A 12,010-nucleotide genomic window follows, 5' to 3' on the forward strand; every position below is an offset into this window, starting at 1 on the left:
CGTACGGAGCCGAAGGCGTTCCGGCCACCGGGCGGCGCCGCGCGGTGGGTAGGGTGGGCGGACGGGTCGAGCGGCGGGAGTGGTGGACTGTGGGGCGCAGGTCAGGGGTGCCGGCGAGCCCGCTGCCGCAGCGGGACGGCATCGACCCGGTCCGGGTCAAGCTGCCGCAGGAGGGCCCGTGGCCGACGGCCGCCGACTACCTGCGCGAGCGGTACGGCCGCGCCGTCGGACCGGACCGGGTGGCCGGGATGCTGGCCCGCGGCGAGTTCGTCGCCGCCCACGGCCCGATCGACGCCGACACCCCGTTCACCCCCGGCGGGTACCTGTGGTTCCACCGCGAGGAGACCCCGTACGAGGAGCCGGTGCCCTTCGAGGTGGAGGTGCTGTACCGCGACGAGCGGATCGTGGTCGCGGACAAGCCGCACTTCCTCGCCACCACCCCGCGCGGCTCGCACGTCACCGACACCGCGCTCGCCCGGCTGCGCCGCGACCTCGACCTGCCCGCGCTCAGCCCCGCCCACCGGCTGGACCGGCTGACCGCGGGCGTGGTGCTGTTCGTCGCCGATCCGCGCCACCGGGGCGCCTACCAGGGCCTGTTCGAGCGCCGGCTGGCCCGCAAGGAGTACCGGGCGGTGGCCCGCCACGATCCCGCGCTGGAGCTGCCGGCGGTGGTGCGCAGCCGGATCGTGAAGGTGCGCGGCGAGATGGCGGCGTACGAGGTGCCCGGCGAGCCGAACGCGGAGACCCGGGTGGAGCTGGTCGGCCACCGCGCGGGCCTGGCGCTCTACCGGCTGCTGCCGCACACCGGCCGCACCCACCAGCTGCGGGTGCACCTCAACCGCCTGGGCGTGCCGATCCTGCACGACCCGATCTACCCCGTGGTGCGGCCCGCGTCCGAGCCGGAGGACTTCGGGGCGCCGCTGCAACTGCTGGCCAGGTCGCTGGAGTTCACTGATCCGGTGAGCGGGGAGGAGCACCGCTTCCGCAGCCGCCGCGCGCTGGCGGGGTGGCCCGGGTAGACGGGTTCTGCGCGGTGTATTGACGGTGGGTCTAATAACTTCTACCGTCGCGGCACGGGACACGTACGCGCCGCGAAGGAGATCCCCATGCCCGAGACGACCCGCCTGCGCGACCGCGAGCGGACCGCCGAACGCCTGCTCGCCTCGTCCGCCAAGCTCTCCTTCGACCCGCTCAAGGACGTCGACTGGGACTCCGCCCCCGAGCCCGGCCGCTACTACTGCCCGCCCCACCGCCTCTCGCTCTACGGCACCCCGCTGTGGGAGGAACTGGACGAGGAGCGGCGGATCGAGCTCAGCAAGCACGAGACCGCCTCGATCGCCAGCGTCGGCATCTGGTTCGAGGAGATCCTGATGCAGATGCTGCTGCGGCACTCCTTCGACCAGGACCCGACCTCCGCGCACGTGCAGTACGCGCTGACCGAGATCGGCGACGAGTGCCGGCACTCGGTGATGTTCGCCAGGATGATCAGCTGGATGGGCGTCCCCGCGTACGGCGTGCGCCCGGTGGCGCACAACCTCGGACGGCTCTTCAAGGCGATCTCCACGCACAGCCAGACCTTCGGCGGCACCATGTACGTCGAGGAGATCCTGGACGCCTTCCAGCGCGAACTGATGGCCGACGAGACGCTCCAGCCGCTCACCCGGCAGGTGTCCCGGATCCACGTCATCGAGGAGTCGCGGCACATCAGCTACGCGCGCGAGGAGCTGGTGCGGCGCCGGCTCGGTCCGGTCCGGCGCCGCTACGAGCAGCTGTTCATCGGTCTGATCGTCTACTTCGCCACCGTCAGCCTGATCCACCCGCGCCTGTACCGCGCCGTCGGCATCGCCCCCGAGGTCGGCAGCGCCGTCGCCAAGGCCAACCCGCACTGGCGGGCCACCAAGGTGGAGATGGCCGCCAAGGTGATCGGCGTCCTCGACAGGGCCGGGCTGGTCGGCCGCACCAACCGCTGGCTGCTGCGGGCCGCCGGCGTCATCCACTGACCGGCGGCCCGGCGGCCCCTACTTGTCCAGCTCGAGCACCAGGCCCGGCTTGAGCAGGTCCGGGTTGTCACCCACGACCTGCTTGTTGGACTCGTAGAGCCCCTTCCAACCGCCCTGCAGGCCGTTGTTGCGGGCGATGGACGCCAGCGTGTCGCCCGCCGCCACCGTGTACGCCTGCGGGGCGGCGGCCGGCGGGGCCGTCTCGGTGGCGGGAGAGCTCGGCTGCGCGGTGGGCGCGGCCGGAGCGGTGGCGTCGGCGCCCGGGACCGTCGGGGTGGTCGGACCGGTCGCCGGCGCCGTCGGGTCGACCGGCGGCGCCACCGGCAGCGTCGGGGCGCCGGTGATCGGAGCGGTCGGGTCGACGGTGACCGGCGGGACGGTCGGGGTCCCGGTCGGGTCGGTCGGCAGGGTCGGCGTCGTGGTGACCGGCGCGGTGGGAACCGTCGGGTCGACCGGGACCACGGGAGTCGCCGGAGTCGCCGGGGCGACCGGCGCGGTGGTGGCGGGCGCCGTGATGCCCTGCGCGTCCCGGGCGTCCTGCGCGGCCTTCGCCGCCTTCGCGGCGGCCGAGCTGACGTGGTGCTCGTACACCGAGCGGTGGCTGGTCCAGAACCAGCCGCCGTCCTGCTCGTACCAGTACACGCTGTACACCGGGTCCCAGCCCGGGAGGCCGGAGAAGACCGGGGTGGTGTGCGCGGCGGGCAGCGAGCCGTCCTGGGCCGCGTTCACCATGTCGACGCCCCGGCTGCCGCGCAGCGAGCCGGTCTCGTCCGCCGAGTCGTTGACGTCCACCACGCCGGTCACGCCGTCCCGGGACAGGCCCGCCTGCTGGGCGCAGGTGCCCCAGCCGCCCTCGCCCTCGGCGGCGAGCACCCGCTCGGCCACCGCGATCTGCTGGCTGCGGGTCGCCTTGTCCGCGCTCGGCGCGAACTCGGTGCCGCCGTACGCCGCCCAGGTGGAGTCCGTGAAGCGCAGGCCGCCGTGGTAGCCGTCGCCGGAGTCCGCGCTCCAGTTGCCGCCGGTCTCGCAGCCCGCGACCTTGTCCCAGACCGGCGTCGGCGCGGCCTGCGCCCCGGTGGCGGCCAGCAGGGGCAGTGCCAGGCCCACGCCCGCGATACTCGCGACAGCGATGGCCTTCTCCGCCTGGGTGGGGCGGCGGTGCCGACCCGGGCCCGTGAAGAGCATGAGGACGTCCCTCTCCGCACGCCTGCGAGGTGAGCTGTCGGGTTCGGACCGGGAGGTGGCCCGGCCGCCGGGAGGCGGCTTCACCCCGAGCCGTCGGGGACGGCGACTGACCTGGTTCCCCCACCCCTGCCCCAGGTGGTGTGTTCGGCATCCCGGGAGCGCGGCGGACAGGGCTCGGCGTTTCCGCGCACGGGGCCCGCGTGTGCGGGCTGCACGGAGACTATTCAACCCGGGCAGCCAATCACAAGCTCATACCGCCCGGATCACGGCCCCGTCACGGGCCGTCCGCCTTCGTCGCCCACAAACCACAGCCTCCCCACAAGCCCCGTCCGCACACCGCCGCCCCGCGCGGCCGTTCGAAACTCGCTTGCGCGAAGCTCGAACCACGGTACGGTCCGGCCGCTGACGCCAGGTCGGCGGCCGGAGGTATGTGTCGGTCCGGTCAGCGCTTGGTGATGGCGACGTGACGGATGTTCACCGGCAGGGTGGGGAAGCCGTCGCCCGGGTTGTTCTGGTCGTCCTCGCCGCCCGCCGCGATCCTCTGCAGGACGTCGAGCCCCGCCGTCACCCGACCGAACGGCGTGTAGGCGGGGGAGAGCTTGGTGTCCTTCCAGACGAAGAAGAACTGGCTGCCGTTGGTGTTCGGGCCGGCGTTGGCCATCGCCACCGTCCCGGCCGGATAGGTGGCGCCCTCCAGGTTCTCGTCCGGGAAGGAGTAGCCGGGCCCGCCGCTGCCGGTGCCGGTCGGGTCGCCGCACTGCAGCACGAAGATGCGCTGGGTGGTGAGCCGGTGGCAGTGGCTGCGGTCGAAGTAGTCGTGCTCGGCCAGGAACCGGAACGAGAACGTGGTGCACGGCGCCTTGTCGGTCAGCGCCTTGAACGTGATCGCGCCCTGGGAGGTGCGCAGCGTCGCGCTGTACGGCTTCGCCGCCCGCTTCGCGTCGAACACCGGGATGCCCTTGAAGTTGTCGGCCGGGACCGCCGGGGTGTAGCTGCAGGCGGCGGACGCCGCGGGGCCCGCCCCGGAGGGCTGGGCGGCGGCGGTGCCGGACAGAGCGAGCGGCAGGGTGGCCGCGGCGGTGAGCAGGGCCAAGGACTTGCGGTTCACGGATCGACCTTCCGGGTGGAGTTGGCGTGGACCCGTCATGCATGCCCCGTCCGGTCGGCCGCCAAGCGTGCCGGATTCACCCGCGACGCAGGCGCACCAGGGTGTCGATCGCCTCACCCGGCGTCCCGTCAGGACGGGTCGCAGGGCGGCGGACCCGCTCCGCCCGAACGGCCGTCAGGCCGCTGCCGGCGAGGGTGGCGAGGATCTCCGGCAGGCGGTACAGCACCGCCGGGTCCTGCGGCCCGCCCACGCCCCCGGCGAGGTTGGTCGAGTCGTGACCCACCACCAGCAGCGTGCCGCCCGGTGCGACCGCCCCCGCCGCGCGCACCAGCACGGACGCGAACTGCCCGGCGGGCAACTGCAGGTATGCGATCAGCACCAGGTCGTACCCGGCCGCCTCCGGCTCGTACCGCAGCACGTCCGCCTCGACCAGCTCCACCCGGGCGCCCGCCTCCGCGGGCAGCGCGGCGGCGAGCGCGCGGGCGCGGCCCAGCGCGACGGGGGAGAAGTCCACCGCGGTCACCCGCCAGCCCCGGGCCGCCAGCCACAGGCTGTTGCGGCCCTCGCCGGCCGCCAGGTCGAGCGCCCGCCCGGGCGGCAGGTCGGCGGTCTCCGCGGCGACCCAGCGGTTGGGCTCGGTGCCCCAGACCAGCTCCGAGCTGCGGTAGCGGGTGTCCCAGGCGCTGCTGTCCAAGGCGTGCCTCCGGTGCGGTGCTCGTCGGGAGGTCGAGCCTATCCGGCGGGGGAGCCGGCGGCGCGGAGCCGGCGGACCCGGCCGGGCCGGGCCCGCCGCCGAGCACCGGCAGCAGGCCGCCGACGCAGGGAGGGGCGCGGCGTGCGGGTTCCGTGCGCCGGTGCAGGAGTCGGAGGCCGATGAAGCGGTCGGGGTGCGGGGGCTAGGAGCCGCGGGAGGCAGCCTCGGCGCAGTGCCGGTGCTCGGGGCCGAGCGCGCGCAGCAGGTCGAGGGCTTCGGTGCCGCCGGGCGGCGGGGTGAAGACGCGCAGGCGCTGGTCGGCCGCCGGCGTCGCCAGCACCTCGCAGTCGAAGACGATCCGGCCCAGCTCGGGATGGACCAGCCGGTACGGGTGCGAGGTCCGGACCGCCACCTCGTGCCGCTCCCAGAGCGCCGCGAACTCCTGCCCGGCGGCCGAGGCCCGGAGCCGGGCGAGGAGGGCGCGGGACGCCTCGTCGGTGCCGCGCCGGACGACCGCGGCGCGCAGGTCGGCGACCAGCTGCCGGGCGTACTCCTCGTGCTCCTCGGCGGCCAGGCGATCACGCACCACCCGGTCGGAGAACCAGCGCAGCACGATGTTGCGGTCCGGGCGGGCCACCGAGCAGACGCAGCCGAACAGCGCCTGCGCCAGCTCGTTCTGCGCCAGCAGGTCACCCAGGTCGCTCAGCACCTGCACCGGGACGCCCTCCAGCCGGTCGAGCAGGTACAGCAGGCTCGGCCGCAGGTACTCCCCGGCCCGGTCGGCCTCCGGCGGGCGGTGGCCGGCGAGCAGGTACAGGTGGTCGCGCTCGTCGACGCCCAGCCGCAGGGCCCGGGTCAGCGCGGCCAGCATCTGGTCCGACGGCTGCGGGCTCCTGGCCTGCTCCAGACGCACGTAGTAGTCGGCGGACATCCCGGCGAGCACGGCCACTTCCTCGCGGCGCAGCCCGGGCGTGCGCCGCCGCGGCCCCTCGGGCAGCCCGACGTCCCGCGGGCCCAGCCGCGTCCGGGACCGGCGCAGGAAGTCGGCGAGCTGATCGCGGTCCATCCCCATGCCGGTAGTGATACCACCGCACGCCGGGCCCGGCGCCACCCGTTTGCCAGGGACCGCCAATCCCAGGAAGAGCGCTCCGCTCCCCACCCGACGGCGGCCGACGCACAGTGGTGACGTCCCGTCAGGCCGGCCCGTACGAACCGAACGGTGGTCACCCGATGAAAGCGTCCCTGCTGGCAGTACCCGGCGCCCGGCTGCGCCACCTCGTCCGCGGCTCGGGCCCCGTGCTGGTGCTCGTCGCCGGCGGCCACGGGGACGCCACCGCGACCGAGGCCCTCGCCGACCGCCTCGCCGACCGGTACACCGTCCTCACCTACGACCGCCGCGGCCTGTCCGGAAGCACCGCCGACCGGCCCGGAGCGAGCCCCCGCACGCACGCCGACGACCTCTCCCGGCTGCTCGCCGCCCACACCGCCGAGCCCGCCCACGTCTACGGGAGCAGCCTCGGCGCGCTGATCGGGCTGGAACTCACCGCCCGACACCCCGGGCAGGTCGCCACCCTCGTCGCCCACGAACCGCCCGTCACCCAGGTCCTGCCGGATCCCGAGCGGGCCGCCGCCCTCAGGGACCTGCGCTCCGCCGAGGAGGCCTTCGCGGCTGACGGAACCGCCCCGGCCCTGCGCAGGTTCGCGGAGCTCGTCGGCATCGACCCGAGCGACCGCGAGCCGGAGGTCGAACTCCGAGCCCCGGGCCCGCAGCAGCGGGCGAACGCAGCCTTCCTGCTCACCCACGACACCCCGGCCGTCCGTACCCACCGGCTCGACCTGGCCGCGCTCGCCGCGTCCCCGGCCCGGATCGTCCCCGCCGCCGGCGAGGACTCCGCCCGCTACTGGCCGCACCGCTGCGCCGCCCTGCTCGCCGAGCGGCTGGGGATTGCCTGCGAGCCGTTCCCCGGCGGGCACAACGCCTACGTCCTCCGTCCGCGGGCGACCGCGGAGCGGCTCCACCAGGTGCTCGGCGGCGGAGCCGAATTCCAGAGGCACGTGCGGGACCGGCCGGGTGGGGTGCACGCTCGGTAGTGGACAGGGCATCAGGGGGAGTGTTGACGGAGCCGTCGCCGGACCTGACGGACCGGCTGGTCCGTGCGGTGATCGCCAAGGACGCGGAAGCGGTCCGGGCCCGCCTGGAACAGGGCGCCGCACCCGACACCCCGGGCCCCGACGGCCTGCCCCTGCTCTGCACCGCCGTGGCCGGCCTCGACCACCGCACCGCGGAGCTCCTGGTCGACGCCGGTGCCGACCAGGACCGGGACCTCCCGGACGGCAGCACCCCGCTGCTGCGGGCGGTCGACACCGGCTCCCCCGCCCTGGTCCGCGCCGTCCTCGGGGACGAGCCGCGCCTGCGCCTCCCCGAAGCCGCCCGGCACCGCCTGCTCGACCGGGCCCGGCACTGGCACGAGACCGGCGCGGTCGAGGAGTTGCGCCGCCGGACCGGGGCCACCGGGCCGGTCGTCGTGCGCCGGATCGACGAATCCGACGGCGACACGCTCGACGAGCTGTCCCTCGGCGGGCTCACCGTGCGGAACGGGCACGGAGCCGTCCTCACCGCCCTGGAGTGGAGCTTCGTGCTGTTCCCGCCCGTCGAGGTGGTGATGGCCCGCGCCGTCCCGGGCGCGGAGGCGGGCGACAGCAACTGGTTCGCCGCTTCCTATTTTCTCGGCCGGCGCCAGGGTCCACGCGTCTGGTCGGAGCTGACCGCCCTGCGGAACCGTCCGGATCCCGTCCACCGGCGCTTCCTGGCATCGGTCCTGGAGATCCGGAACCTCTTCGTGCCGTTGTACCGCAGGCCGGAGATGTCCCGTGACGCCGACTTCCTGGCGGACTGGGCGCTGGACGAGCCGGACGGCCACGTGCTCGCCGCTGTCCTGGATGTTTACAGCGGCCACGAGCACCCGGATCGGGAGGCCGTCGGCCTCCGCCACGTAGCCCACCCGGAGCCGGACGTACGCGCCGAGGCGGCGTTCTGCCTGAGCGAGGAACGCACCGCACGCAGCGAGGCGGCCACGACGGCACTGCTGGGCCTGGTCCGCGACCCCGACCCCGGCGTGCGGCTCACCGTGGCCCAGGTGTTCGCTCCGCGCTTCACGGCCGACGGCCGACTCGAGCCGGCGATCAGGGACGCCCTGGTGCTCCTGGTCCGCGACGAAGCCCGCTCGGTGCGGCGCCGAGCCGCCGCGTCCCTGGCCCTCTCGGAGGACCGGAGCGTCCCCGTTCTCGACGCCCTCCTCTCCCTCCTCGACGAGGAGGACCCGGACCTGCGGCTGGAGGGGGCCTACGCGCTCGCCCTCCGTGACGACCCCCGGGCCGCGTTGGCGGCCGAGCGGGTCGGACCGCTCGACGTCTTCTCCGAGCACGACCCCCGGGTGTTCGCCGTCTGGAGGTACCTGGCCTGACGGCCGTTCGCCCGCCGTCCGCTACGGGACGGGCAGGGCGAGGCCCGCCTCGACGGCCATGGCGGTGAAGGCGACGGTGTCCGCGCCGCGGCGGGCGGTGTCCTCGCCGTAGGAGGAGGGGGAGCCCTCGCGGAGGGCCAGGGCCTCGGTGATGATCGGGTGCCAGTGGGCCTCGAAGGCGGTCAGGGCGTAGCGGCCGGCGCCCGACTTGGTGGTGAGGGCGCCGGTGGCGAGCAGGTGGTGCAGGCGGCTGACGCCGAGCACGCACCACTCGGCGGCGAACGGGCCGGCGGCGGCCCGGGGGTCCGCGGCGATCGCGGCGGCGGTGCCGGACCAGTACTCGGCGAGGTTGCGCCGGCTGTAGGCGCGCAGCGCCGCGTCGTCCGTCCACACGTCGGCCTCGGTGAGCCGCGGGCCGCGCACCGGGACGCTGTGGCGGGCGAGTTCGTGCCAGGTCACCGGGTCGACGCCGAACCGGCCGGCCTCGCGGTACTCGCCGTTCCGGGTGCACGGGAGGTCGGGGCATTCGTCCGGCGACCGCGCGAGGTCGGCGCGGACGGCGTGCAGGCCGTCGAGGAACGGGCGCGGGTGCTCCGCGCGGACGCTGGCGTGGGCGGCGGCGAGGGCGTCCAGCGCGGCCCGTCCGGGGCGTTCGGCGAGGACGGCGACGAAGTCGACGTCGCTGTGCCCGGCGACGTACTCGCCGAACCCCAGCGAGCCGCACAGGTACAGGCCCTCGACCAGGCCCGGCGCGGACCGGTCGACGGCGGTGAGGAAGGTCGTGACGGTCTGCGTGACGTCGACGGGAAGCGACATCCCGTCACCGTACCGGGAGGCCGACACCGCGGTCGGCCTCCCGGTACGGTGCGGCGGGCTCAGGCCAGGTCGACGCCCGGGTAGAGCGGGAACGGCGCGAGCAGCTCCGACGCGCGCTTGGCGACCGCGTCGCGGACCGCGTCGTCGAGGCGGTACTGGGCCTTGGACGGGCTGCCCCCCTTGCCCTCGGCGGGCGCGGTGTTGCGCAGCACGGTGTCGATCAGGTCGGCGATCTCGTCCATCTCGGCGAGGCCGAGGCCGCGGGTGGTGAGCGCCGGGGTGCCGATCCGCACGCCGGAGGTGTACCAGGCGCCGTTCGGGTCCTGCGGGACGGAGTTGCGGTTGGTGACCACGCCGGAGTCCAGCAGCGCCGCCTCGGCCTGGCGGCCGGTCAGGCCGTAGCCGGTGACGTCGGCGAGCACCAGGTGGTTGTCGGTGCCGCCGGTGACCAGCTTGCCGCCGCGCCGCAGCAGGCCCTCGGCGAGCGCCTGCGCGTTGTCGACGACCTGCTGGGCGTACTGCCGGAACTCGGGGCGGCGGGCCTCGGCGAAGGCGACGGCCTTGGCGGCCATCACGTGCGACAGCGGGCCGCCGAGGACCAGCGGGCAGCCCCGGTCGACGTGCTCGGCGAGCTCGGAGTCGCACAGCACCATGCCGCCGCGCGGGCCGCGCAGCGACTTGTGCGTGGTGGTGGTGACGATCTGGGCGTGCGCCACCGGGTCGAAGTCGCCGGTCAGCACCTTGCCCGCGACCAGGCCCGCGAAGTGCGCCATGTCGACCATCAGGGTGGCGCCGACCTCGTCGGCGATCTCGCGCATCAGGCGGAAGTTGACCAGCCGCGGGTACGCCGAGTAGCCGGCGACCAGGATCAGCGGCCTGAACTCGCGGGCGGCGGCGCGCACCGCGTCGTAGTCGACCAGGCCGGTCACCGGGTCGGTGCCGTAGCTGCGCTGGTCGAACATCTTGCCGGAGATGTTCGGACGGAAGCCGTGGGTGAGGTGGCCGCCGGTGTCCAGCGACATGCCGAGCATCCGCTGGTTGCCCAGCTCGCGGCGCAGCTCGGCCCAGTCCTGCTCGGTCAGGTCGTTGACGTTGCGCACCCCGGCGCGCTGCAGCGCCGGACTCTCGACGCGCTGCGAGAGCACCGCCCAGAAGGCGGTGAGGTTGGCGTCGATGCCCGAGTGCGGCTGCACGTACGCGTGCTCGGCGCCGAACAGCTCGCGCGCGTGCTCGGCGGCCAGCGCCTCGACGGTGTCGACGTTGCGGCAGCCCGCGTAGAAGCGGCGGCCGACGGTGCCCTCGGCGTACTTGTCGCTCAGCCAGTTGCCCATGGCGAGCAGCACCGCGGGGGAGGCGTAGTTCTCGCTGGCGATCAGCTTCAGCGACTCGCGCTGGTCGGCGAGTTCACCGCCGATCGCGTCGGCGACCCGCGGCTCCACGGCGCGGATCACGTCGAGCGCGGAGCGGAACGCGGTGTCGGCGGCGGCGTTCGCGGCGGTGTGCGGGGGAAGCGCGGACTGGGCCAAGGCGGTCTCCTCATGACGAACCATGACGGTACGGACGGCCCAGGCGCACGGCGACAGCGCGGCACGATGCCGCGGAGCCGCTCCCCGATGGTCGAATCCATCCCTTGCGCGCCAGTCACGGCTCGCCGCGATCGTAGCAACCCCGGTCGGCGCGCGGACAAAGGGGTGGCGGCGGACCGGTCCCCGGCGGCATGATCACGCCATGACCTGGACCGCACCCGAGATCACCCGCCCCGACGGCTCGCTCTCCGCCCCCGAGGGCGAGATGCTCCCCGGCTACCTGGCCTTCCACCGCGCCACCCTGCTGCACAAGTGCGCGGGCCTGACCGGCGAGCAGCTCGCCGTCGCCCCGCTGCCGGACTCCAACCTCACCCTGCTCGGCCTGGTGCGCCACATGGCCAAGGTCGAGCGCACCTGGTTCCGGATCCGGTTCTCCGCGCTGCCCGTGGAGCCGCTGCACTTCGTCGAGGGCCGCAAGGACGCCGACTTCGAGCTCCTCGACCCGGCCCGCGCCGAGGAGGACTACGACCGCCTGGTCGAGGAGGTCCGCCTCGCCGACGAGGCCGTCGCCGGAGTGCCGCTGGACACCACCTTCGACCTCGACGGCGAGGCGATGTCGCTGCGCATGATCCACCTGCACATGATCGGCGAGTACGCCCGCCACAACGGCCACGCCGACCTGGTCCGCCAGCACCTCGACGGCACCACCGGCGCCTGACCGGAAGCCCGCGGCCGGCCGGGACGGGCTCCCGGCCGGCCGCGGGCGGGGTGAGGTCAGGCGGCGGGCAGGTGGGTGTCGTAGGGGCGGGTGATGAGTTCCAGGCCGTGGCCGGCGGGGTCGAGGAAGTAGACGCCGCGGCCGCCGTGGTGGTGGTTGATCTCGCCGGGCAGCTTGCCGTGCGGGTCGGCCCAGTGGGCCAGGCCCTCGGCCCGGATGCGCGCGAAGGCGGCGTCGAAGACCTCGTCGGTGACGAGGAACGCGTAGTGCTGCATGACGATGGACTCCGCCGGGATCGAGGCGAAGTCCAGGGTGACGCCGTTGGACGTGGCGACGGGGACGAACGGGCCCCAGGGGGTGCCGACCTCGAGCCCGAGGACGTGGGCGAGGAATTCGGCGGACTCCCGGGCGTCCCGGGCGTGGACGATGGTGTGGTTCAGTTCGACGGACACGGTGGGATGCCTCCAGAAGGCAATCTCACGGGCACCTCCATGCCTCA

At 74.6% G+C, this 12,010-nt stretch carries 12 protein-coding genes and 2 riboswitches; of the genes, 5 read left to right on the forward strand and 7 right to left on the reverse strand.

What is annotated here, in order from left to right; genetic code table 11:
• Positions 1-89: 89 nt before the first annotated feature.
• Complete coding sequence (locus ABEB06_RS36415; protein ID WP_345701217.1) at positions 90-1,019, forward strand: pseudouridine synthase; 930 nt, start codon at positions 90-92, stop codon at positions 1,017-1,019.
• 87 nt (positions 1,020-1,106) lie between these two features.
• The gene (locus ABEB06_RS36420) at positions 1,107-2,000 is read left to right on the forward strand and encodes an AurF N-oxygenase family protein (protein WP_345701218.1); all 894 of its coding nucleotides are present in this window, start codon (positions 1,107-1,109) and stop codon (positions 1,998-2,000) included.
• Between the two features lie 18 nt (positions 2,001-2,018).
• Here the strand turns inward: ABEB06_RS36420 and ABEB06_RS36425 are convergent, their stop codons facing one another.
• The 4 genes from ABEB06_RS36425 to ABEB06_RS36440 form a co-directional block, all read right to left on the reverse strand.
• Positions 2,019-3,185, reverse strand: a complete 1,167-nt coding sequence (locus ABEB06_RS36425; RefSeq protein WP_345701219.1) for a transglycosylase family protein — start codon at positions 3,183-3,185, stop codon at positions 2,019-2,021.
• Positions 3,186-3,188: 3 nt separating this feature from the next.
• Positions 3,189-3,345: riboswitch (cyclic di-AMP (ydaO/yuaA leader) on the reverse strand.
• 282 nt (positions 3,346-3,627) lie between these two features.
• Positions 3,628-4,293, reverse strand: a complete 666-nt coding sequence (locus tag ABEB06_RS36430) for a peptidylprolyl isomerase (RefSeq protein WP_345701220.1) — start codon at positions 4,291-4,293, stop codon at positions 3,628-3,630.
• Positions 4,294-4,369: 76 nt separating this feature from the next.
• On the reverse strand, positions 4,370-4,987 hold the full coding sequence (locus tag ABEB06_RS36435) for a class I SAM-dependent methyltransferase (RefSeq protein WP_345701221.1): 618 nt from the start codon (positions 4,985-4,987) through the stop codon (positions 4,370-4,372).
• 202 nt (positions 4,988-5,189) lie between these two features.
• The gene (locus ABEB06_RS36440) at positions 5,190-6,053 is read right to left on the reverse strand and encodes a helix-turn-helix transcriptional regulator (protein ID WP_345702102.1); all 864 of its coding nucleotides are present in this window, start codon (positions 6,051-6,053) and stop codon (positions 5,190-5,192) included.
• A 164-nt stretch (positions 6,054-6,217) separates the two neighbouring features.
• On the opposite strand from ABEB06_RS36440, the gene ABEB06_RS36445 reads away from it, so the two are divergent.
• Together ABEB06_RS36445 and ABEB06_RS36450 are read left to right on the forward strand one after the other, a co-directional pair.
• Positions 6,218-7,078: an alpha/beta fold hydrolase gene (locus ABEB06_RS36445; protein ID WP_345701222.1), complete on the forward strand. Its 861-nt coding sequence runs from the start codon at positions 6,218-6,220 to the stop codon at positions 7,076-7,078.
• Between the two features lie 20 nt (positions 7,079-7,098).
• Positions 7,099-8,451, forward strand: a complete 1,353-nt coding sequence (locus ABEB06_RS36450) for a hypothetical protein (RefSeq protein ID WP_345701223.1) — start codon at positions 7,099-7,101, stop codon at positions 8,449-8,451.
• Between the two features lie 21 nt (positions 8,452-8,472).
• Here the strand turns inward: ABEB06_RS36450 and ABEB06_RS36455 are convergent, their stop codons facing one another.
• Both ABEB06_RS36455 and ABEB06_RS36460 read right to left on the reverse strand, forming a co-directional pair.
• The gene (locus ABEB06_RS36455) at positions 8,473-9,267 is read right to left on the reverse strand and encodes a hypothetical protein (RefSeq protein WP_345701224.1); all 795 of its coding nucleotides are present in this window, start codon (positions 9,265-9,267) and stop codon (positions 8,473-8,475) included.
• 59 nt (positions 9,268-9,326) lie between these two features.
• Positions 9,327-10,817: a glycine hydroxymethyltransferase gene (locus ABEB06_RS36460; RefSeq protein ID WP_425559739.1), complete on the reverse strand. Its 1,491-nt coding sequence runs from the start codon at positions 10,815-10,817 to the stop codon at positions 9,327-9,329.
• Between the two features lie 6 nt (positions 10,818-10,823).
• Positions 10,824-10,922: riboswitch (ZMP/ZTP riboswitch) on the reverse strand.
• Positions 10,923-10,995: 73 nt separating this feature from the next.
• On the opposite strand from ABEB06_RS36460, the gene ABEB06_RS36465 reads away from it, so the two are divergent.
• Entirely contained in the window at positions 10,996-11,511 is a 516-nt protein-coding gene (locus ABEB06_RS36465; RefSeq protein ID WP_345701226.1) for a DinB family protein, read from the forward strand.
• Positions 11,512-11,567: 56 nt separating this feature from the next.
• Here ABEB06_RS36465 and ABEB06_RS36470 read toward each other — a convergent pair whose 3' ends face one another.
• On the reverse strand, positions 11,568-11,963 hold the full coding sequence (locus tag ABEB06_RS36470) for a VOC family protein (RefSeq protein WP_345701227.1): 396 nt from the start codon (positions 11,961-11,963) through the stop codon (positions 11,568-11,570).
• Positions 11,964-12,010 lie beyond the last annotated feature (47 nt).

It is taken from the genome of Kitasatospora terrestris (assembly GCF_039542905.1).
Classification (GTDB): domain Bacteria; phylum Actinomycetota; class Actinomycetes; order Streptomycetales; family Streptomycetaceae; genus Kitasatospora; species Kitasatospora terrestris.

What these genes read in the sequence shown, in the direction of transcription:
- ABEB06_RS36420 (WP_345701218.1), top strand. Translation starts at nt 1,107, where the DNA reads ATGCCCGAGACGACCCGCCTGCGCGACCGCGAGCGGACCGCCGAACGC.
- ABEB06_RS36425 (WP_345701219.1), bottom strand. Translation starts at nt 3,185, where the DNA reads ATGCTCTTCACGGGCCCGGGTCGGCACCGCCGCCCCACCCAGGCGGAG.
- ABEB06_RS36440 (WP_345702102.1), bottom strand. Translation starts at nt 6,053, where the DNA reads ATGGACCGCGATCAGCTCGCCGACTTCCTGCGCCGGTCCCGGACGCGG.
- ABEB06_RS36445 (WP_345701222.1), top strand. Translation starts at nt 6,218, where the DNA reads ATGAAAGCGTCCCTGCTGGCAGTACCCGGCGCCCGGCTGCGCCACCTC.
- ABEB06_RS36455 (WP_345701224.1), bottom strand. Translation starts at nt 9,267, where the DNA reads ATGTCGCTTCCCGTCGACGTCACGCAGACCGTCACGACCTTCCTCACC.
- ABEB06_RS36460 (WP_425559739.1), bottom strand. Translation starts at nt 10,817, where the DNA reads ATGGTTCGTCATGAGGAGACCGCCTTGGCCCAGTCCGCGCTTCCCCCG.
- ABEB06_RS36465 (WP_345701226.1), top strand. Translation starts at nt 10,996, where the DNA reads ATGACCTGGACCGCACCCGAGATCACCCGCCCCGACGGCTCGCTCTCC.